This window comes from Skermanella mucosa (assembly GCF_016765655.2).
Lineage (GTDB): Bacteria > Pseudomonadota > Alphaproteobacteria > Azospirillales > Azospirillaceae > Skermanella > Skermanella mucosa.
On record NZ_CP086108.1, the window covers coordinates 312,520 to 333,222 of the forward strand.

The 20,703-nt window shown below is 67.0% G+C and carries 20 protein-coding genes; 13 read left to right on the forward strand and 7 right to left on the reverse strand.

Annotated elements, in window-relative coordinates; genetic code table 11:
- Positions 1-63: 63 nt before the first annotated feature.
- Positions 64-1,035, reverse strand: coding sequence for a DMT family transporter (locus JL100_RS34425; RefSeq protein WP_202683253.1), 972 nt, complete (start codon positions 1,033-1,035; stop codon positions 64-66).
- A gap of 96 nt (positions 1,036-1,131) precedes the next feature.
- Here JL100_RS34425 and JL100_RS34430 point away from each other — a divergent pair, with 96 nt between their 5' ends.
- Both JL100_RS34430 and JL100_RS34435 read left to right on the forward strand, forming a co-directional pair.
- Positions 1,132-1,995 carry a LysR substrate-binding domain-containing protein gene (locus tag JL100_RS34430; RefSeq protein ID WP_202683254.1) on the forward strand — a complete coding sequence of 288 codons (864 nt, stop codon included), beginning with the start codon at positions 1,132-1,134 and terminating at the stop codon, positions 1,993-1,995.
- A gap of 294 nt (positions 1,996-2,289) precedes the next feature.
- On the forward strand, positions 2,290-2,673 hold the full coding sequence (locus tag JL100_RS34435; RefSeq protein ID WP_202683255.1) for a nuclear transport factor 2 family protein: 384 nt from the start codon (positions 2,290-2,292) through the stop codon (positions 2,671-2,673).
- Between the two features lie 185 nt (positions 2,674-2,858).
- Here the strand turns inward: JL100_RS34435 and JL100_RS34440 are convergent, their stop codons facing one another.
- Both JL100_RS34440 and JL100_RS34445 read right to left on the reverse strand, forming a co-directional pair.
- Positions 2,859-3,296 (reverse strand): hypothetical protein, encoded by a 438-nt coding sequence (locus JL100_RS34440; protein ID WP_202683256.1) that lies wholly within the window; start codon positions 3,294-3,296, stop codon positions 2,859-2,861.
- A 1-nt stretch (position 3,297) separates the two neighbouring features.
- On the reverse strand, positions 3,298-3,561 hold the full coding sequence (locus JL100_RS34445) for a type II toxin-antitoxin system Phd/YefM family antitoxin (protein WP_202683257.1): 264 nt from the start codon (positions 3,559-3,561) through the stop codon (positions 3,298-3,300).
- Positions 3,562-3,962: 401 nt separating this feature from the next.
- On the opposite strand from JL100_RS34445, the gene JL100_RS34450 reads away from it, so the two are divergent.
- Positions 3,963-4,406 (forward strand): DUF29 domain-containing protein, encoded by a 444-nt coding sequence (locus JL100_RS34450; RefSeq protein ID WP_202683258.1) that lies wholly within the window; start codon positions 3,963-3,965, stop codon positions 4,404-4,406.
- 163 nt (positions 4,407-4,569) lie between these two features.
- On the opposite strand, the gene JL100_RS34455 is transcribed toward JL100_RS34450, so the two are convergent.
- A complete protein-coding gene (locus JL100_RS34455; RefSeq protein WP_202683259.1) occupies positions 4,570-4,803 on the reverse strand; it encodes a hypothetical protein in 234 nt (77 codons plus the stop codon).
- 729 nt (positions 4,804-5,532) lie between these two features.
- Here JL100_RS34455 and JL100_RS34460 point away from each other — a divergent pair.
- From JL100_RS34460 to JL100_RS34475, 4 genes are all read left to right on the forward strand, one after another.
- Complete coding sequence (locus tag JL100_RS34460) at positions 5,533-6,204, forward strand: hypothetical protein (RefSeq protein WP_202683260.1); 672 nt, start codon at positions 5,533-5,535, stop codon at positions 6,202-6,204.
- 389 nt (positions 6,205-6,593) lie between these two features.
- Positions 6,594-7,055 carry a hypothetical protein gene (locus JL100_RS34465; RefSeq protein ID WP_202683261.1) on the forward strand — a complete coding sequence of 154 codons (462 nt, stop codon included), beginning with the start codon at positions 6,594-6,596 and terminating at the stop codon, positions 7,053-7,055.
- The gene (locus JL100_RS34470) at positions 7,045-7,206 is read left to right on the forward strand and encodes a hypothetical protein (RefSeq protein WP_202683262.1); all 162 of its coding nucleotides are present in this window, start codon (positions 7,045-7,047) and stop codon (positions 7,204-7,206) included. Before JL100_RS34465 ends, JL100_RS34470 begins: the two co-directional genes overlap by 11 nt.
- A 209-nt stretch (positions 7,207-7,415) precedes the next feature.
- Positions 7,416-8,135 carry an SDR family oxidoreductase gene (locus JL100_RS34475; protein ID WP_202683263.1) on the forward strand — a complete coding sequence of 240 codons (720 nt, stop codon included), beginning with the start codon at positions 7,416-7,418 and terminating at the stop codon, positions 8,133-8,135.
- Here JL100_RS34475 and JL100_RS34480 read toward each other — a convergent pair.
- From JL100_RS34480 to JL100_RS34490, 3 genes are all read right to left on the reverse strand, one after another.
- The gene (locus JL100_RS34480; RefSeq protein WP_202683264.1) at positions 8,122-9,642 is read right to left on the reverse strand and encodes a xylulokinase; all 1,521 of its coding nucleotides are present in this window, start codon (positions 9,640-9,642) and stop codon (positions 8,122-8,124) included. The two genes, JL100_RS34475 and JL100_RS34480, sit on opposite strands and share 14 nt — an antisense overlap.
- Before the next feature lie 82 nt (positions 9,643-9,724).
- On the reverse strand, positions 9,725-11,326 hold the full coding sequence (locus JL100_RS34485) for an acyl-CoA synthetase (RefSeq protein ID WP_228421710.1): 1,602 nt from the start codon (positions 11,324-11,326) through the stop codon (positions 9,725-9,727).
- Positions 11,323-12,495 (reverse strand): acetyl-CoA acetyltransferase, encoded by a 1,173-nt coding sequence (locus JL100_RS34490; RefSeq protein WP_201083317.1) that lies wholly within the window; start codon positions 12,493-12,495, stop codon positions 11,323-11,325. Before JL100_RS34490 ends, JL100_RS34485 begins: the two co-directional genes overlap by 4 nt.
- Before the next feature lie 171 nt (positions 12,496-12,666).
- Here JL100_RS34490 and JL100_RS34495 point away from each other — a divergent pair, with 171 nt between their 5' ends.
- The 6 genes from JL100_RS34495 (at position 12,667) to JL100_RS34520 (ending at position 20,637) form a co-directional block, all read left to right on the forward strand.
- Positions 12,667-13,161 (forward strand): TRAP transporter small permease, encoded by a 495-nt coding sequence (locus JL100_RS34495; protein ID WP_202683265.1) that lies wholly within the window; start codon positions 12,667-12,669, stop codon positions 13,159-13,161.
- A complete protein-coding gene (locus tag JL100_RS34500; RefSeq protein ID WP_202683266.1) occupies positions 13,154-14,485 on the forward strand; it encodes a TRAP transporter large permease in 1,332 nt (443 codons plus the stop codon). The genes JL100_RS34495 and JL100_RS34500 overlap by 8 nt, the downstream gene beginning before the upstream one ends.
- A 29-nt stretch (positions 14,486-14,514) precedes the next feature.
- A complete protein-coding gene (locus tag JL100_RS34505) occupies positions 14,515-15,519 on the forward strand; it encodes a DctP family TRAP transporter solute-binding subunit (protein ID WP_202683267.1) in 1,005 nt (334 codons plus the stop codon).
- 154 nt (positions 15,520-15,673) lie between these two features.
- The gene (locus tag JL100_RS34510) at positions 15,674-17,299 is read left to right on the forward strand and encodes a sensor histidine kinase (RefSeq protein ID WP_202683268.1); all 1,626 of its coding nucleotides are present in this window, start codon (positions 15,674-15,676) and stop codon (positions 17,297-17,299) included.
- 172 nt (positions 17,300-17,471) lie between these two features.
- Positions 17,472-18,851 carry a tetratricopeptide repeat protein gene (locus JL100_RS34515; RefSeq protein ID WP_202683269.1) on the forward strand — a complete coding sequence of 460 codons (1,380 nt, stop codon included), beginning with the start codon at positions 17,472-17,474 and terminating at the stop codon, positions 18,849-18,851.
- 34 nt (positions 18,852-18,885) lie between these two features.
- Positions 18,886-20,637, forward strand: a complete 1,752-nt coding sequence (locus JL100_RS34520) for a tetratricopeptide repeat protein (protein ID WP_202683270.1) — start codon at positions 18,886-18,888, stop codon at positions 20,635-20,637.
- The last annotated feature ends 66 nt before the right edge of the window (positions 20,638-20,703 follow it).

Consider the following 20,703-nt stretch of genomic DNA (forward strand, 5'->3'; position numbering starts at 1 on the left):
AGCCGCAATGATTCTCCCGCTCCATGTTTTGCGATGCGTTGGCCCGGGGTCCGGAAGATCGGTCTACTTCGAGGCGTCACGGCTCACCCCGCGATTGATGGAGAACAGACCGATCAGCGAAAGGCACATGCCGACGGCCATCATGATCGACAGGGGCTCGTCGAAGACGGCATAAGCCCAGATCATCGTCACGGGCGGGCTGAGATACAGGGCGCCGCTCGCACTCTCGGCCGAACCGAGGCGGAGGCAAATCCAATACAGCCCATATCCCCCCAACGTCGGGACCAGCACGAGCCACAGGAGGCTCAATCCGAATTCCGGACTCATCACGGGGGCGATGCCGCCTTCGAGCAGAGCCAGGACACCGAAGACAGGCACGCTGACGCAGACCTGGATGAAGAGTGTCGCCATGATCGGCAGCGACAGGTCGGTACCGCCGGTCTTCTCCTGGATCAGCGTCGCGACGGCCAGGGACAGCATGCCGATCACCGGCAAGCCGTAAGCCCAAGCCGGCGCGGAGCCCAACCGGAAGCTTTCGCCCGCCACGAGCAGGGCGCCGACAGCGCCGATGCCGACGCCGAACCATCGCAGCCCACCCATCCGCCGCCCGGGCAGGATCACCGACACTCCCGCGACCGCCAGGGGCAGGAGGTCGGCGGCCAAGGCGGCCAGACCCGCCGGAACTCCGTACTCGATCGACTTCGCGATCGGCGCCAGATAGCCGCAGATGGCGAAGACGCCGATCAGCGCCTGGCGCCCCATTGCCGCCGACGGTGCCGCGCGGAGAGCCGGCAAGGCGAAGGGCAGCAGGAGCGGGGCCGCCAGCGCGAAACGCCAGAACGAGATCAGGAACGTCGGCGCATGCTCGGCCGCATAGCGGTAGCCGACGAAACCCGCGCTCCAGGCCACGACCATGGCCGCCTGAAGCGCGAAGAGCATGAGTGCCGAGGGAGCGGCGCGACCCGCGCCGCCTCTCCCGCGCTTCGCGGTCCCAGCGGTCCCGCATGCGGTCGCCTTTTCCATCACCTTGTCCATGGCCGTATTCCTTCCGTCGATGTGCTTGACAATCGAGCGGGAAGGACGTGCAATCAAACGAAACTATCAGCACCAGTAATGCGGAATTCGTGAACCATGGCGCCGCCTCTCGATATCGAGCTTCTTCGCACTTTCCACGCCATCGCCCGCTTCGGTCAGTTCCGCGCGGCGTCGCTGCATCTCAACCGCAGCCCTTCGGCGGTCAGCACCCATGTCCGCCGCCTTGAGGAGCTTTCCGGCCGGCGCCTGTTCGACCGCGACAACCAGGGCGTGACGCTGACTCCCGCCGGACGGAGCCTGCTGATCCAGACCAACGATTTCCTTCAGGCGCATGACCGGATCGTCGCGAGCTTCGACACATCCGCAGCGACGGGGCGCGTGCGGTTCGGCGTCTCCGAGGAATATACCCGCAGGCTGCTGCGCGATGCCTTGCCCCTCTTCTCGGCGGAACACCCCGGCGTCGAGCTCGAAGTGGAGACGGGGTCGAGCGGCGATCTGGCGAGCCGGCTGGAGCGCGGCAGCCTCGACCTCGCCCTTGTCGTGCAGCCCACGGGCCAGCCACGCGAACCCGGCCGCCGGCACTTCGGCACGACGCAACCGGTGTGGGTCGCGGGTTTCGGATTCGTCCTCCCCGCGGACATGCCGGTGCCGCTCGCCCTGCACGGGTCCGGCTGCCCTTACCGGAGTGCCGCGGTCGATGCCCTGGCGGCGATCGGCCGATCCTGGCGGACGGTCGTGACAAGCTCGGGGTCGGCCGCCATCGAGGCGGCGATCGAGGGTGGTTTCGCGGTCGGCATCCTTGACCGTGCCCGTGTCACCGATGCCATGAGGATCCTCGGCCAGGACGAAGGACTGCCGGCCTTGCCCGCCTATGATCTGGTCATCGCCCAGGCTGCCGGGTCCGCCAGCAAGGCGCAGGATCTCCTCGCCCAGACGATCATCCGCCACTTTCGCCTTTAGGGAAACCACCGTTGGACCAAGGCGCCGACTTATGCGGAGGGGCGGCGTCCCGCCGCCCAAGGTGCGCGGGACGCGCACCCTCCCAGGTAGCATCGTTCAGGATCGGCCTGCTCAAGGGAAGGCTCGGCACTGGCCATGACCCTTTCGGACCGATGGACGAGAGCGATCTTGATCTCTGGGAAGGAGGAGGTTGACGGTGACGCAGGGTGAACTGCATTTCCTGGATTCCGATATGACCGCTCCTCTTCCGGGAAAGTCCGAGCACGGGAGCGATCCATGCAGAAGAGGGACAACATGACCGATCCCGTGCAGAATAAGGCGAACGTGATCGCCTTCTATGAGCTGATGTTCAATGACTGCCAGCCGCGCGAGGCAATCGAGCGCTATGCTGGCGACGAGTACATCCAGCACAACCCGCATGTCGCGACCGGCAAGGATGGCTTCGTCGCTTATTTCGAGCGCATGGCACGGGAGTGGCCGGGGAAGCGGGTCGAGGTGAAGCGGGCGATCGCCGAGGGCGATCTCGTGGTGCTGCATTGTTTGCAGCACTGGCCGGGCGACCACGACTATGCGTGCATGGACATCTTCCGGCTCGACGGCAGCGGCAAGATCGTCGAGCACTGGGACGTGCAGCAGATCCTGCCCGAAACTTCCGCCAATCCGAACGGGATGTTCTAAGGGCCTGTCCTGGTGGCGCAGCCCTCCCCGCAGCCGTGATGGCACATGCGACCTGGAGCATGGCGGGACGGTTTTCCGGCAAAGGTTCAGCGCCGGGTTAAGGGAGCAACTTCCAGCGCCCGACCGGTACGATGTCGAGCGTTGCCTCAGGTATTGTATGGTTGGACATGTTGGCGCCCGCAGCGCTACGTCGTACGCGGCACGAGTCTGGCACGGCGGGCCTTGAGGAGGGCGAGGAACTTCTGCCGGATCTCCTCCATGAGCCCGTAGGGCAGGAGACCGTAAACCATGCTCGCCGTGTCGCCCGCGCGCGCCGGTCGAAGGTCCGGCCCCGGCCAAAGAAAGCGGTTGGCCTCGGTGAGGACGACCCAGGAGCGCGCTGAGTCAAGGCCGAGACGCGCCTTGGTCGCGGCCGGGATCTCGACTGCCGCCGAGGTCTCGACCGGCAGTGTATGGGTGACGGGCAGGACGGTGACGACCGACTCACCGGCGGCGGTCGTTGTGACCAGCACTACGGCACAGGGACGGTCCTTGACCCCTTCTTCCCGACCCTGCCGCTGCTCGGCCTGCCAAAGATAGCTGTACCGCACTACCAAGCCCGGCACCGGTTCGGGAAACGGCATCTCAAGCCTTCAACTCGGCATCGAAGGCGCGGGCCTCTGCTGGCGGTCGCGCCTCCTCAAGGGCGGCAATGTCTGCTTCGGTGAAGTCGTCAAGGCCCAGCACCTGCCGATCGCGACGCTTGAGGCGTTCGTACTCCTCGCTTGAAATCAGAACTGTGCTTTCCCGGCCGTTGCGGGTGACCGCAACCGGTCGGGAAAGCGCTAAATCCTGATAACGGCCGATGTTGCGCTGGAATTCCGCAGCCGAGACTTTGAGCGTGTCCATAGGCCGAATCCTTATGCAAGTCATGCAAGCCATGTAAATTTAATCGGGTTGTGCTTTTTTTCAAGCATATTTCCTTACGTGTAGGTGCGCCAAGCTCGTGGGCGGTCCTACTCCTTTGGTTCTCGGGCTCTTCTTCCGGCGAAGGAGCAGTCGTCGGAAGCCGTTGATCCAGGAGTGTCCGAGTTCGACCGCCCAACGCCACGATCTGGGGTTGGGATTTGCAGGCGCCGTCTTTCTTCGCTGCGGCACGCTCGATCAGATCTCGGCTCCGGACAAGCCGATCCTCAGGAGCAAGGCTCCCAATAGCTTCACCGTGGAGCGCTCGATCGCCGGGCTTGCTCCGCGGCAGGAATAGGGTGAGCGTGCCGTTACCTGCGATCATCGCTTTGGAGACCGGACACATGCCGAGCCGCACGCTTTACGAGATCGACTTCGCGGCCTGGACCGAACAGCAGGTAGCGCTGCTCCGCGCCGGACAGCTCGACGCAGCGGACATAGACCACATCGCCGAAGAGATCGAGAGCTTGGGGCGGAGGGAACTGCGGGCGATGGAAGACGCCGTGATGCGGATCCTCGGGCACCTGCTCAAGCTTGCCTGTGCGCCCGCATCCGATTTCCGTGACCGCTGGCGAGAGTCTGTGACGATCCAGCGCCTCGCATTCGAGGCTCTTGCCGACGACAATCCCGGCTTGGTCGGGCGGGTGCGCCTGCCGACCGTCTATGATCGCGCCCGGCGACTGGCCGGTGTCAGTTTGGCGCAGCATGATGGCCTGCCCATGTCGATCCTGCCGGCCACCTGTCCCTGGACCCTGGCCGAGATTGCCGATACGGGTTTCTGGCCTTGAGCCGTGCAGTCACTCGAGCCCTTTGGAGCGGATGCAAGGAGCGTCCGCGAGGAAATCATCCGTCTCGGCTTCGTCAGGCAACGGGTTGGCTTGGCCGGTTCTCCCATTTACCACGCCCTGACATGACCCGCCCCGGCGGGAAATCCACCAAGCGGTGACATGCCTACCGCCTTCCGGCCCAACCGATGGCGTTGATGGACAGCCCGATGCCGACGATGATCAGCCCGGCGACGATCACGGAGTCGTAATCCACCTCCTCGCCGAACATGTAGGCTTGGTAGTCGAGCCGGAGATTCAGGACCGCGACCTTCTGGCTGATCCTGTCGGCGGTGGTGGGCAGGATCAGGAGCGGCAACAGCGCGCCCCAGATAACCAGCAGCTTCCCGAGAGTGCGCATTCATCGCCTCCGTTCAGGCCGGGGCAACCGGGCGGGAGCGACGTTCGAGCAATGCCGAGCTTTTTCAATGCATGGGCTTTCCAGACATGGGAGATCGCTCCGCGCATCCGGCCGCAGGGGCGGGGAGGGCGCAGTGCTGAAAGGAGCGAGTTGCAGGACGGCACCGAGCCATCCCGGGCGGGATCAGGTCAGGGCCGAGCGGGTCGGCGTCGCGACGGCGGACGCGGTGGTCAGGTGGCGGGGCGCAACCGACGACGTGACGTTCCGCCTATCAGGACGCCGCGGAAAACCGCGACGCCCCCCTTCAACCCAGCCGCGGCAGTGGGAACCACCGCGGCCCATGACGGGAAATTTCGGCGCGGCAACGCGCCGGGCGTTGTGCTATGGAGTGCATTAGCCATTGATACTCATCCTTAAGCTGGACTATCGATGGTCAGGCCGGATCGAGAACTTGGACCTTCTCGGTTCGGCCGCCCTGCGGGTGCATGGGTGTGGCGAGACTGAGGGGATTACCCCGAAATGTCAAGAGTGTGTTCTTGCGCCCGATTTGGCCAAGATAGGGTGAGTAGATTCACCGGATTGGCTACGCAGAACGTTCATCCGGATTCGTTTTGGATTCATGATACTGTACTTAATGTATACTTAACAGAACTTGATTTGAACGCGCCCGAGATTGACTATTGTGAGTGTTCTGCCATCAAGAACACAGGTAGTTAAGGGCGGAGTATCATGATCCAGGCTGTCGATGATTATTTCGATTCTGATGCCTCAGAGTTCTTAGAGTATTCCTGGCCACGAGGGAAAAATTCCCGCAATTACGACCAGACAATTGTTTGGAAGAATGAGAAATCAGCGGAGTGGAGGCTAGGCGATCGCAATAAAAGAATATCCATAGCTCACGATATTGTCGTAAAATGGGGCGGCATACCGGGGAATAAGCCTGAAAATCTCGAACGATACGTTGATCTTGCTGGCTTGGATGATCCGCCTTTACCAATCGAGAGAGTCACAACCTATTCAAAAATCTTCGCGATTGCCAATCCTGATAAGTATGCGATTTATGACTCTCGCGTCGCGGCGGCACTTAATGCCATACAAATAATCTTCAGCAAGCCGCACGGACCGGGAGTATTCTTCAATTATCCCGAAGGCCGGAACACAAAAATCTACGGGCAGGGTGGATTTGCCGAAATATTTAGGAAAAAGTTTCTCGTGGATAAGGGAGGCTGGCAGTCTTTGGAGTGCGACAATACTTATCGAGAGTACCTTAAACTTATTAACGGTTTAAGCGAGAGGCGGGGTCACCCGCTTGTCCATTTTGAAATGACCCTTTTTGCTAATGCCGAGAAGCTGTGCGGGAAGGCCCTTGAACAATACAAAGGTGGCCGTTATCAGATTTGAAAAGATACTGCGGCCCGACAGCACTACTCATTATAGGTTTCATGTATTGATAAGAGTTTTATTTGCATTTTGGAGAGCGTTTACCACAGTATTTCATCATGAATTGAACTGATTCCTGAACGGGCCTTCAATAACCAATCTATTCAGGGATTGACACTGCATCACATAACGGATGTTTCTTTCTTCGAGTATTGGAAATGCAGACATTCAAGCCGTCCAGTCGATTCGTTTAGTATCACGCCTAAGTATCGCGAACGAGATCAGTGAAAATATTGCTGATCGGCGTCGCCATTGTTGCGTCGAGCCGTGCCAATACGCTAGAATGCAATAGCCAATGAATATGCATTGGTTTGAGGGGTAAGATTAATTCCGATTTTTGGCGTAATACGATGAAAATCAGTGAAAGCAAACGAGAGGCACGAATTACGTTCTATGTTGGCTGTTTATTGGGCCTGCTTCCCCTATTAGCCCATCTACTTGTTGCAGCTTCCGTTGCGATTGAGGTCATAAAATTTGAAAATGCGATTGCGTTTGAGAATCAAAACTGGCTCGGCCACTTGATCTTCCTTGCCCTTGCTCTAGGATCCGGGTCGCTCTTGAACGTTTCCAAGATTGAACGAAAATGGACAACGCACCTTAAGGTGAGCTTCTATCACCTCTTATCAGTAACGATCTTCCTATGGTTGCTCTTTGGCCTGATGGCGGTGTCTGGCGCTTCACAACACTGGGCTGCATGGTTAGCGGTTTGCACACTTGTTGTCGCGGGAACCATTTTTGCCTATAATGTTGATATGGCAATCGCCACTTTGAGTTCGGACGTGGACAAGGGAGACGGGAGCAATGGAGCCTGATGTGTTGCTGGCCCTCGTGCCCGCCTTCTACTTTCTTGCCATGGCACTGTGGCAGGCTGCCAAGGTCCGGGAGGACATGCAGCGCAGAACCGGCAGTGGCGACAGGCTTCTGGACATAATCAGCTGGCCCGCCCGGCTTCTGCGTCGCTGAAGTCCCGATCCCCGTCTGTTTCAAGTTGCCACAGGCTGGCAGTGCGAAGTAGCAGCAGGCTTCGACGCGCCGGACTGTCGGCTGCCGCTTCGCTGTAGCCGACCTACGGGCTGACAGGGCGGATTGGTGGCCGACCCATCCGAAGCCTTGCCATCCCGCCCGCCGCCCCCGACACTCGGCGCCCTGTAAACTGAACGGGAGCCAACACCATGGTCCGCTACGACTTCACCGGCAAGCGCGCGCTGGTGACCGGGGCCGGGAAGGGGATCGGGCGGGAGGTGGCATTGCTGCTCGCCGGGTGCGGGGCGGAGGTCATCGCGCTTGGCCGCACCGCCGCCGACCTGGAAGGGTTGGGCGTGCCGGTCGTGGTCGATCTGGCCGACGCGGAGGCGACGCGGGCCGCGGTTCGGGCGGTGTTGCCGGTGGACCTGCTGGTCAACTGCGCCGGGATCGTCGAGCTGGAAAGCTTCCTCGAAACCAGCACCGAGACGTTCGACCGAACCATCGCCGTCAATACCCGCGCGCCGCTGGTCGTGGCGCAGGAGGTCGCGCGCGACCTTGTCCGGCGCGGGGTGCCGGGGGCGATCGTCAATGTGTCCAGCCTCGCCGCCGATGTCGGCACGCGCGACCACACGGCCTATTGTGCGTCCAAGGCCGCGCTCGACGCGGTCACGCGGGTGATGGCGCTGGAGCTGGGGCCGCACGGCATCCGGGTGAACAGCCTGAACCCGATCGTGACGCTAACCCCGATGGCGGACAAGGCGTGGAGCGATCCGGCCAAGTCGGGGCCGATGCTGGCCCGCATCCCGCTGGGGCGGTTCGCCCGGCCGGCGGAGGTGGCGGCCTCCGTCGCTTTCCTGCTGAGCGATGCCGCCGCCATGATCCACGGCACCTGCCTGACGGTGGATGGCGGGTTCAGCGCCGGTTGAGCCGGGCGAGGCGCGGGTAGAGGTCGCGCAGCCTCGGGTACAGGTCGGCGTAGAGGCCGAGCAGGTCGGCGTGGAAGCCGGCCTCGGCGGGGTCGGGATGGAACGCCGCGCCGGTGCGGGTCATGGCGGCGGCGGCTTCCTCGAAGCCGGGGTACCAGCCGGCCCCGACGGCGGCGGCGATGCCGGCGCCCAGGCTCGACGCCTCCGCCGTCTCGGCGCGGACGACGGGGCGGCCGGTGATGTCGGCGATGATCCGGCACCAGGGATCGCTGGCGGAGCCGCCGCCGATCGCGACGAAGCTGTCCACCGGCTGGCCGGTCGCGGCCACGACGCGGTCGGTGGCGAAGGCCTGTTCCAGGGCGATGCCTTCCAGCAGCGCGCGGTAGATCTCCGCCCGGCCGTGGTCGGGGGAGAGGCCCAGCAGGCAGCCCCGGGCGTCCTGGTCCCAATAGGGGTTCATCACGCCGTTCCAGTAGGGCAGCAGCAGCAGGCCGCGGCTGCCGGGGGGGACGGAGGCGGCCTCGGCCTCCAGCCGGCGGAAGATGCCGGGATCGGCGTCGGGGTCGAGGCCGAACATCTGCCGGATCAGGGAGTTCACCAGCAGCGTGCCGGAGCGGAGCGAGGTCTCCAGGATATAACCCTGGCGGTCGATCGCGCACAGCGTCCGGAACGCGGGGTCGATCCGCGGCTCCCGGTCGTAGACGCCGGACACGATCGCCGTGCCGAGGTTGAGATAGGCCGTGCCGGCCCCGGCCACTCCCGTGCCGAGCCCTCCGGCCTGGCCGTCGCCGCCGCCGGCGACGACCGGGGTGCCGGCGAGCAGGCCGGTCAGGGCGGCGGCCTCCGGGGTGATCCGGCCGATGACGGTGCCGGGGGCCGCAGCCTGCGGGAAACGGCCGGGGTCGAGGGCGATCGGCAGGGCGCCGATCACCTCGTCCGCCCAGACGTGGGAGGATATGTCGAAGGCGCCGAGCGGGTCGGCGCTGGCCCAGCTCGTCGCGAACTCGCCGGTCAGGCGGCGGACCAGCCAAGCATGGGGATCGTAGACGTGGCGGACGCGGGCGAACAGGCCGGGCTCGGCCCGCGCCATCCAGGCGAGGCTGTAGACCGCCGGGGCGAAGTCCAGCGGCTTGCCGGTCAGGGCGTGCATCCGCTCGACGCCGACGCGGGTGGACAGGGCGGAGACCTCCGCCTTGCGGCGCTCGTCCAGCCACAGGATCGCGGGGCGGAGCGGCACGTCGTCGGTGCCGGTGACCGCGACCGTCTCCCGCTGGTTGACCACGGCGACGGCGGCGACCGACGCAGCGGGGACGGTGGCGAGGGCCTGACGGAGGGCGGTTTGCGCTGCCCGCCACCAGGCGTCGGGGTGCTGCTCGTAGGCGTTGGGTTCCGGGCGCTCCAGGCTCAGCGGGGCGCGGCCCTCGGCGACCGCGCGGCCGTCGCGGTCCCAGGCGATCGCCTTGCAGGTGGTGGTGCTGAGGTCTATGCCGATGACGGTGTCTTGCATGGTGCCTGGATGCCCGGTCGGGGGAGATCATTTCGGAGGGGCGGCGTCCCGCCGCCCGAGGTGCGCGGGACGCGCACCCTCCTCAGCCGTTCGGCATGGGAGCGGATGCCATCCGGCGTTCCAGCTCCTCGCGGATCAGCTTCTTGGTGATCTTGCCGTAGCCGGACTTCGGCAGTTCCTCCCAGAAGACGACGCGCTTGGGCATCTTGTAGCGGGCGATCCTGCCGTCCAGCCAGCCCAGCAGCTCCGCCTCGCCGAGGGAGGCGCCGGGGCGGGGGACGCAGACGGCGACGCCGACCTCGCCCCATTGCGGGTCCGGCACGCCCAGCACCGCGACTTCCGCCAGGTCGGGATGCATCAGGATCTTCTCCTCGATCTCGCGCGGATAGATGTTCGACCCGCCCGAGATGTACATGTCGGACGCCCGGCCCGTGATGTAGAGGAAGCCCTGCGCGTCCATGTGCCCCAGGTCGCCGGTGCGGAACCAGCCGTCGCGGAAAGCCTTGGCGTTGGCCTCGGGATTGTCGTGGTAGCCGGCGAAGACGGCGGGGCCGCAGACGCAGATCTCTCCCGTCTCGCCGGGGGCGAGCTCGCGGCCCGCGTCGTCCTGGATGGAGACCTGCATGCCCGTCCGCTCGAAGCCGCAGGTGCCGATCCGGGCGCCCTCGCCCTCCTCCAGGCTGTGCAGGCGGGGCGGCAGGACGGTGATGTTGCCGGTCACCTCGCCCAGCCCGAAATACTGGACCAGCACCGGGCCGAGCCTGTCCAGCGCGTGCTTCTGGTCGGCGCGGTACATCGGAGCGCCGGCATAGATCACGTAGCGCAGGCTGGAATGGTCGAACCGGTCCACCGACGGGTGCTCGGCCAGCATCTTCAGGATGGTCGGCACCGTGAACATGTTGGTGATCCGCCACCGCTCCACCATCGCCCAGGCCTGCTCGACGTCCAGCCGTTCGGAGGCCGGCAGCACCGTCTTGGCGGCCCTCGCGACCTGGACGAGCTGGTGGATGCCGGCGCCGTGGGACAGCGGGGCGACCACCAGCGAGGCGTCGCGCTCGGTCGTTCCCGGCATCAGGTCGCACAGGTGGTTGGTCACCACGAAGGCCATCTGGCCGTGGGTCAGCACGGCGGCCTTGGGCCGCCCGGTGGTGCCGGAGGTGAAGAAGAACCAGCAGGGGTCGTCGCGGTCCACGGCGGCCACGGCGGGCTTCTCGCCGTCGTGGCGGGCTACCAGCGCGTCGTAGTCGTCGCCGAAGTCGGACGGGCCGATCGAGACGACGCTCCGCAGGCCCGGCTGGGCCGCCCGGCAGGCCGCCGCGTGCTCCGGGAACGCGGCGTGGCAGATCATCGCGGCCGCGCCGCCCGCCTTGGCCAGCCAGGCGACCTCGTCCGGGGTCTGGCGGTAGTTGGCCGGGACCCAGACGGCGCCGATCCGGAAGCAGGCGAACATGGACTCGAACATCTGGTTGCAGTTCTTCGACTGCACCAGCACCCGGTCGCCCTTGGCGACGCCCCGGTGGAGCAGGGCGGAGGCCATGGCGTCGACCCGCCGCTCCATCTCGCTCCAGGTCCAGGTGCGCTCGCCCCAGACGAAGCCCACTTCCGCCCCGTGGCGGCGCGCCGCCTGGGTCAGGAAGTGGGCGAGGTTCATCACCCGCGTGGTGACGGGTTTGGTCTCCGTCACTTCACCCGCTCCAGGATCGACACGTAGTTGGCGACGGCGGCGCCGCCCATGTTGAACACGCCGGCCAGGTCGGTGCCGGGGATCTGCATGCCTTCGGCCTCCCCCATGACCTGGAGGGCGGCCATCACGTGCATGGAGACGCCGGTGGCGCCGATCGGGTGGCCCTTGGCCTTCAGCCCGCCCGAGGGGTTGACCGGCAGCCTGCCGCCCTTGGCCGTGGTGCCGTCGCGGACCACGCGGTAGCCCTGGCCCGGCTCGGCGAGGCCCATGGCCTCGTACTCGATCATCTCGGCGATGGTGAAGCAGTCGTGGGTCTCGACCAGGCTGAGGTCGGACAGGGTCAGGCCGGCGTCCTCCAGCGCGCCGCGCCAGGCCCGGCGGGCGCCTTCGAAGGCGGTCGGGTCGCGGCGGCTGAGCGGCAGCATGTCGTTGACGTGGCGGCGCGCCCGGAAGGCGATCGCGCGCTCCAGCGTCTCGGCCGTCTCCGCGTCGGCGATCACCAGGGCGGCGGCGCCATCGGACACCAGGGAGCAGTCGGTCCGGCGCAGCGGTGCGGCCACATAGGGGTTCTTCTCCGACACGGCGTTGCAGAACTCGAACCCGAAATCCTTCCGCATGTGGGCGTAGGGGTTGGCCATGCCGTTGGAATGGTTCTTGGCCGCGATGCGGGCCAGCTCCTCCGACCGGTCGCCGTAGCGCTGGAAATAACCCTGGGTGATCCGGCCGAAGATCCCGGCGAAGCCGCCTTCGATGTCGGCTTCCTCCTTGTGGTAGCTGGCGCCCAGCAGGATGTCGCCGATCTTAGTGCCGGGGGTGGCGGTCATCTTCTCCGCGCCGACCACCAATGCTACGCGGCCCCGGCCGGACTCCACGAAATCCAGGGCGGCGTAGAGGGCGGCGGAGCCGGTGGCGCAGGCGTTCTCCAGCCGGGTCGCCGGCACGTGGGCCAGCCGCTCGTCGGAGAGGGCGACCAGCGAGGCCTGGAAGTCCTGCTTGGAGAAGCCGTTGTTCATCACGCCGACATAGATGCCGTCCACGGACTCGGCCGGGACGCCGGCATGGTCGAGCGCCGCCCCCGCGACCTGGGCCATCAGCGCCTCGGTGTCCGGGGCTTCCGCCTTGCCGAACACGGTGTGCGCCCAGCCTACGATCCTGCCGTTTCCTGCCATTGTCCCGTTTCCTCATTCCTGCGGCGCCTGGGTTATCGGGGCGCCGGTGCCGAAGCTTATTGAATTCAATACGCACTTCAATATTCTTCGCGCCGGTAATGCAAATGGAAATCAGATCCGGCGCGGGCCCGAGGGCTTCGGGCGACTGGGGGGAGAATCCTAAGGAATGACATGCGCGCGGTGATCGACTATTTCGAGGAAGGGCTGTGCGCCCTGATCTTCCTGGCCATGACCGGCCTGGGATTCGCCAACATCCTGGTCCGTTACCTGAGCAGCCGGTCGCTGGCCTCGACCGAGGAGCTGCTGATCAACGGCTTCCTGCTGCTGACCGTCCTGGGGGCGGCGATCGCCGCCAAGCGGGGCGACCATCTGGCGGTGACGGTCGTCCACGACTTGCTGCCGCGCGGCGGCAAGGTCGCGCTGACCATCCTGGCGACCGCGCTGGGCTGCGTGCTGCTGGCGGCGGCGGCCTGGTTCACGGCGGAGCTGGTGGCGAACCAGATGGCCACCGGCGTGCTGTCCTACGCGCTCCAGATCCCGGCCTGGTACTACACCGCCGCCGTCCCGGCCGCCTTCCTGCTGGTGATGGCGCGCTTCGTGCAGCAAGCGGCCAGGGCGGTGCGGGACCTGCGGTCGGAGGGTGCCCCGAGGGGTGGTCATGGGTGAGTTCCTTGGACTGGGCGTCGGCACGCAGATGGTGATCGTCTTCTTCGTGCTGCTGTTCCTGAGGCTGCCGGTCGCCTTCGCGCTGGGCCTTTCCGCCATGTTCGCCATGTGGCAGCTGGGCTTCGGCCTGGACCTGGCGGGCGACCTGATCACCACAGGCATCACGAAATACTCGCTGCTGGCGGTGCCGTTCTTCATCCTGGCCGGCTCGCTGATGGGCGTGGTCGGCATCGCGGAGCGGATGATCCGGTTCTTCCGCGTGCTGATCGGCGGGCTGCCGGGCGGCATGGGGGTGGTCGGGACGGTGGTCTGCCTGTTCTGGGGGGCGGTCAGCGGATCGGGGCCGGCCTCGGTCGCGGCGATCGGCCCGCTGATCATCAAGAGCATGGCGGAGGACGGCTATCCCCGGCCCTTCGCCGCCGCCCTGGTCTGCACCGGCGCCGCCCTGTCGATCGTGATCCCGCCGTCGATCGGGCTGGTGATCTACGGAGTGATCGCCGAGACCTCGATCTCCGACCTGTTCCTGGCCGCCATCGTCCCGGGCCTGCTGATGGGCGTGCTGATGCTGGCCGCCCTGCCGTTCGCGTCGCGCGGGCGGCCCCAGGACGGTCCGGGGCGGGAGGGCGGCACCGTGGCGCTGCTGGAGCAGCCCTATGCCGGCCTGCCTTACTTCACGCGGCTGGGGCGGGCCTTCGTGGACGCCTTCTGGGGGCTGCTGACGCCGGTGGTGATCCTGGGCGGCATCTATGGCGGCGTCTTCACGCCGACCGAGGCGGCGATCGTCGCGACCGTCTACGCCATGTTCGTGGGCGTCGCGATCTATCGCACGCTGACGCCCCGGGTGCTGTTCTCGGCCCTGGCGGAGGCCAGCGCCTCCTCCGCGGTGGTGATGCTGGTGGTGGCCTTCGCCAGCCTGTTCGGCTGGGTGGTCACGGTGGACGACATGGTCGGCCAGTATTCCTCCGTGCTGCTCGGGCTCAGCCATAATGAATGGGTGATCCTGTTCGTCATCGCGGTGATCCTGCTGATCGCCGGGATGTTCATGGACGCGATCACGATCATGTTCATCACCCTGCCGATATTCCTGCCGGTGGTGAGGGAGCTGGGCTGGGACCCGGTCTGGTTCGGCGTGATCCTGATGGTCAACCTGTCGATCGGCCTGTTCACCCCGCCGGTCGGAATCAACCTGTTCGTCGCCGCCAACATCACCCGCCTGTCGCTGGAGCGCATCGCGATCGGCGCCATCCCGTTCCTGATCACCAGCCTGATCGGGCTGGCGATCCTGTCGATGTTCCCGTGGATCTCGCTGTTCGCCCTGCGGTGACCAAACCTATTCTAAGGAGGAAACACACCATGAAGATCGCAACCGCCCTGAAGGGCATCGCCGTCGCCGCGGCCCTGGGGCTCGCCGCGATCGGGAGCGCGGAAGCCGACACCTTCCGCCTGTCGCACAACACGTCGGACGCCACCACCTGGCACAAGGGCGGCGAGCGCTTCGCCGAGCTTCTGAAGGACAAGACCGGCGGCAAGCACACGGTCCGGCTGTTCGCCAACGCGACGCTGACCGGCGGCGACCAGATGAAGCAGGCCGAGATGGTCGGGCGCGGCGCCATCGACTTCGTCATGACCTCGGCGATCAACGTGACGCCGCTGGTGCCCGAGATGGCGGCCTTCTCGCTGCCCTACCTGTTCACCTCCTACGATCAGGTGGACGCGGCCACCAGCGGCGAGCCGGGCGAGCGAATGACCGAGATCCTGGACAAGCACGGCATCGTCGTCCTGGCCTGGGGCGAGAACGGCTTCCGCGAGGTGACCAACAACGTCCGCCCGATCAAGTCGCCCGACGACATGAAGGGGCTGAAGATGCGGGTCGCCGGCCCGATGTACATCGACGTGATGAACGCGCTGGGCGCCAACCCCCAGCAGATGCAGTGGGTCGAGACCTTCTCCGCCCTCCAGCAGGGCGTGGTGGACGGGCAGGAGAACCCGATCGGCGCGGTGATCATCCCGCAGCGGGTGTACGAGGTGCAGAAGTACCTGACCACCTGGCACTATTCCTACGACCCGATCTTCCTGGGCGTGTCGCGCAAGCGCTGGGATTCGTGGGATGCCGACACCAAGGCGAGCGTGAAGGCCGCCGCCGAGGAGGCCATGGCGTTCCAGCGGAACCTGACGCGCGAGCAGACCGCCCAGGGCATCGAGATGCTGCGCCAGAAGGGGATGGAGGTCTACGAGCCGACCGAGGCTGAGCTGGCGGCCTTCAAGGCGGCGACTCGCCCGGCCTTCGAGACCTGGGCTGCCAAGGTCGGCCCCGACCTCGCCAAGCTGTTCGAGACGACGGCGGCGAGTGCCAACTGACCCCGCTCCCTGGAAATCCGGGATAATCCGGAGCGGAAACCCGAAAAATCCGCACAATCATCGGGGCGGGTCACGTAAGCTGAGGCGCGAAGGCGCTTCAGCCGACGCGAGAGCCGCTCCGATGAAACTCGGGACCCTGGAGTGAGATAGCCGGATGCCCGCGGACCGACCCCGAACCGACCAGGACGCGGCGGCGGCGCCGAGGCAGCGGGCAAGCCGGTCGGTCACCGCGGCGCTCGCCCTGACGGCGTTGCTGCTGGTCCTGGTGCTGTCGCTGGCGGCCCAGTTCATCTGGCGCAGCCAGAGCGACGCGAGGGCGGCGGCGGAAGCGCGGGCCGCCAGCGCCGCCTACGTCGCGTCCACCCATGCAAGATGGCTGATCGAGGCCAACCTCCAGGCGCTGCGGCGGATCGACGAGTCGCTGGGGGACCGGCCGGACCTGCACGGCACCGACAGGGCGCGCGACCTGGACACGGCGGTCGCGGCCCTGCCGGGAGCGGTCCATGTCTGGGTGTTCGACGCCGACGGCAATTCGGTGCTGACCGACGAGCCGGAGCTGGGACCGGCGCGCATCGGCGACCGGGACTATTTCCTGGCTCTCAAGACCGGCACCGAATGGCACATCGGCGCCCTGGTCAACGGCCGCCGCACCACCCGGAAGGTGTTCCCGATCGGGCGCAGGATCGAGCGCGGCGGGGAATTCCTGGGGGCGGCCGTCATCTACGTCCCGGCCGATTTGCTGGCGCAGTTCTGGCGATCGATGGATCTCGGCCCCGGCTCCACGGTCGGGCTGCTGCGCGACGACGGCTGGCTGGTGGCGCGCTTCCCGGTGCCGGAGAGTTCCCTGAACCTGGCCAACTACGTCCTGTTCACCGAGCATCTGCCCAAGGCTCCGGAAGGGTCCTACGAGGCCGAGGCGTCCCCCGCGGACGGGCGGGCGCGGATCGTCGGATACCGCAGGGTCGACGGGCTGCCGCTGGTCACGGTGGTCGGCATTCCGTCCAGCGCCCTGGCCGAGGGCTTCCGGGGCCGGCTGGGCGAGATAGCGCTGGTGGCGGCACCCATCGGAGCGGCGCTGCTGCTGGTCTCGCTGTGGGTGGTGAGGCTGCTGCGGCAGGAGGAACGCGCGCGCGACGCGCTGGCGGCCGCGCTGGAGGACAACCGCATGCTGCTGCGCGAGGTCCATCACCGCGTGAAGAACAATCTCCAGACCGTCTCGTCCCTGATCCAGCTCCAGCCCGGCGACCGGGAGGGCAAGGACGACCTGATGCGCCGGATCGCGGCCATGTCGGCCGTCCACGAGCATATCTACGGGTCGGACCAGTTCGGCCATCTCGACATCGCCGACTATATCCGCAGGCTGGTCGGGGGCCTGCGCGACGGCTACGGGTCGGCGGTCAGGGTCCAGTGCGACCTGGAGCCGGTGAAGGTAAGCCCCGACCAGGCGCTGCCGCTGGGGCTGATCGTCAACGAGGTGGTCTCCAACGCCTTCAAGCATGCCTTTCCCGACGGGCGGCCGGGCCTGATCACGGTGACCCTCAAGGCGGAGGACGACGGCCGTGCCCTCCTCCGGGTCCGGGACGACGGCGTCGGCTACCAGCCCGGCCGGGCGACCGGCATGGGAAGCCGCCTGATCCGGGGGCTGGTGCATCAGATCGAGGGGAACTGCGAGTTCCAGGACGACCACGGCACGGTATTCGTCCTGGACTTCCCTCTGGCCGACCTGCAGGCCGGCCGCGCCGGCCGGCGGGTCCCGGGCGCCGCCGAACGGGCGGCCTGATCGGGGCGAGCCGGACGGTGTGATCCCGACGGGGCACCACCGAAGAGAGCGGCGGCCGGGGGCTGAGCGGCGTTTTTCACGATCGATTCACGCTCCCCGTGACGGGGCGATGACAGGCGGCGGGTAGCGTCGGTCCAGGAATACGGACCGACCACCACATGGATGCCCCATCATGAGCCTCAAGGACCTGCGCGGCGAGCCCGTGTCCGCTTCGGACCGCCGCTCGCTCGACCGTTTCGAACATGCCCTCGGGCTGCTGAACGGCTATTTCGCCGACCCGCTGGCCGCCATCGACGAGGCGCTGGAGGAGAACCCCGGCTTCGTCATGGGCCACTGCCTGCGCGGAGCCCTGATGCTGATGGCGGCGGAGAAGTCGGCCGAACCGGAACTCCGCCGCAGCGTCGAGGCGGCCGAGGCGCTGGCCGGCTCTGCCAACGGCCGGGAGCGCGGCCATGTCGCGGCGCTGCGGTCCTGGCTGGACGGGGATTTCCACCGGGCGGGCGAGCTGTACGGCGAGGTGCTGCTGGAGCATCCTCGCGACCTGCTGGCGCTCCAGGTCGCCCATCAGGTGGATTTCTTCGTCGGCAACACCGCCCTGCTGCGCGACCGGCCGGCCCGCGTGCTGCCGCAGTGGGACGCCGCCACGCCGGGCTACGGCTACGTGCTCGGCATGCACGCCTTCGGGCTGGAGGAGAACAACATGTTCCGCCGGGCGGAGGAGGCGGGCCGCCACGCGGTGGAGCTGACGCCGCGCGACCCCTGGGCGATCCATGCCGTGGCCCACGTAATGGAGATGGAGGGCCGGCTGGGCGACGGCATCCGCTGGATGACCAAGCGGGTGGACGACTGGGCGCCCGACAACATGCTGGCGGTCCACAACTGGTGGCACCTGGCGCTCTACCACCTGGACCACGGGCAGCCGGACAGGACCCTGGCAATCTATGACGAGCATATCCGGCCCCGGCCGGGCGGCGCCGCGATCGAGCTGGTGGACGCCACGTCCATGCTGTGGCGCATGCACCTGCGCGGGATCGACGTGGGCGATCGCTGGGAGCCGGTGGCCGACGCCTGGGAGCCGATGGCGGAAGACGGCTACTACGCCTTCAACGACATGCACGCCATGATGGCCTTCGTCGGCGCCGGCCGCGACCATGTCGCCCGCCGCCTGCTGGTGGTGCTGAACCGGCGCGCCGCCGGGACCGGCAGCAACGCCGCCATGACCCGCGAGGTCGGGCTGAAGGTGTGCTCGGCGATCCGGGCCTTCGCCGACGGCTTCCACGACATCGCGATCGATCTGCTGACCCAGGCGCGCGCGGTGTCCCACCGGTTCGGCGGCAGCAACGCCCAGCGCGACGTGATCACGCTGACCCTGATCGAGGCGGCGCTGCGCGGCGGCAGGTCGAAGCTCGCCCGGGCGCTGGCGGCCGAGCGGACCGACCTGAAGCCGTCGAGCCCGTTCAACTGGGCGCTCGCCGCCCGCGCCCTGGACGGGGCCGGCGACGCCGCGGCGGCCGGACGCGCCCGCCAGCGCATGGTCCGGCTGCATTCCTGAGAATGATCGCGACGTTTGGAAACGGAGAGGAAACATGACCCGTTCGACCCTGCGGACCTCGCTCCATGCCGGCCTGGTGACGGCCGCGATGCTGGCTTTGGTCCACCCCGCCGGAGCCCAGACGGGCACCCAGCACCAGGGCATGCACCACCAGCCTATGAAGGTGGAGACTAAGCCCTTCGTCCCGCCCGCGGGCGGCATGTCGCCGGAGGTCTATGACGACCTTTCCGACGTGCCGCTGTGGCAGAACCTGGGCACGGTCACCTATCCGGTCACGACGGCGTCGCCCCTGGCGCAGCGCTATTTCGACCAGGGGCTCCGGCTGGCCTACGGCTTCAACCATGCCGAGGCGCGGCGCGCCTTCCGCAAGGCCCAGCAGATCGACCCGACCTGCGCCCTGTGCTTCTGGGGCGAGGCGCTGGTGCTGGGGCCGAACATCAACGCGCCGATGGATGCCGGCGCCATGGCACCCGCCCTGGCCGCCCTGGCCCGGGCGGAGCGGCTCGCCGCCAACGCCCGGCCCCATGAACAGGCGCTGATCCAGGCGCTGTCACGGCGCTATGCCGCCGGGGGCACGACCGACAGGGCCGCCCTCGACAAGGCCTATGCCGACGCCATGACGGAGGTCGCCCTGCGCTACCCCGAGGACACCGAGATCGCCGTCCTGACCGCCGAGGCGCTGATGAACCTGTCGCCGTGGGACTATTGGCAGGCCGGCGGCGCGCAGCCCAAGGGCCGCACGGCCGAGATCATCGGGATGCTGGAATCCGTGATGGCGCGGAACCCCGACCATATCGGGGCGATCCACTTTTACATCCACATGGTGGAGGCGTCGGACCGGCCGGAGCGGGCGGTGCCGGGGGCGGACCGGCTGGCGTCGTTCGACCTGGGCGCGGGGCACCTGGTGCATATGCCGTCGCACATCTATTACCGCATCGGCCGCTACCGGGACTCGCTGGAGGCGAACCGGCGCGCCGTCGCCGCCGACGAGGCTTATCTGGAAAGCATCGGCACCGCCGGCATCTACCCCTCGGCCTATTATCCGCACAACATCCATTTCCTGCTGGTCTCCGCCCAGATGGCCGGCGACGGCCCGACGGCGGTGAGCGCCGCCGAGAAGCTTCGGGCGACCGTGACGGACGAGGCGGCGCGCACGATCCCGTGGGTCCAGCCGATCATGGCCGCGCCGTACTTCGCCCATGCCCAGTTCAGCACCCCGGAAACGGTGATGGCGGTGCCGGCGCCCACGGACGAGTTCCCGTTCGTCAAGGCCATGTGGCACTACGCCCGCGGCGTGGCCCTGGCGGCATCCGGCGACGCGGCGGGTGCGGCGGGCGAGGCCGACGCCATAGCCGCGCTGGAGAAGACGGCCGGGATCGCCGGGCTGGCATCCGCCGGGATTCCGGCATCCACCGTCCTGGAAATCTCGCGCCACGTGGTGCGGGCGCGGATCGCCCAGGCCCGCGGCGACCTGGACGGCGCGATCGCCGAGTTCGGCAGCGCGGCGGCGCTGGAGGGGCAGCTTCCCTATATGGAACCGCCGTTCTGGTACTATCCGGTCCAGCAGTCCCTGGGGGCCGCCCTGCTCCGGGCCGGCCGCGTCGACGAGGCCGAGCAGGCCTTCGCGGCGAGCCTGACGCGGTCGCGCAACAACGGCTGGGCCCTGTACGGCATGATGAAGGTCCACGAGGCGCGCGGCGACCAGGAGGCCGCGAAGCAGTCCGCCGAGGTCCTCGGGCACGCCTGGGCGGGCGACCGCGCGCTCCTGGACCTGGAGCGGATGTAGGTCGGCCTCGGCCGAAGGCCGACGCCGACGCCATGGCCGGAGCGTCGGCATGTGGTGTCGGCGTTG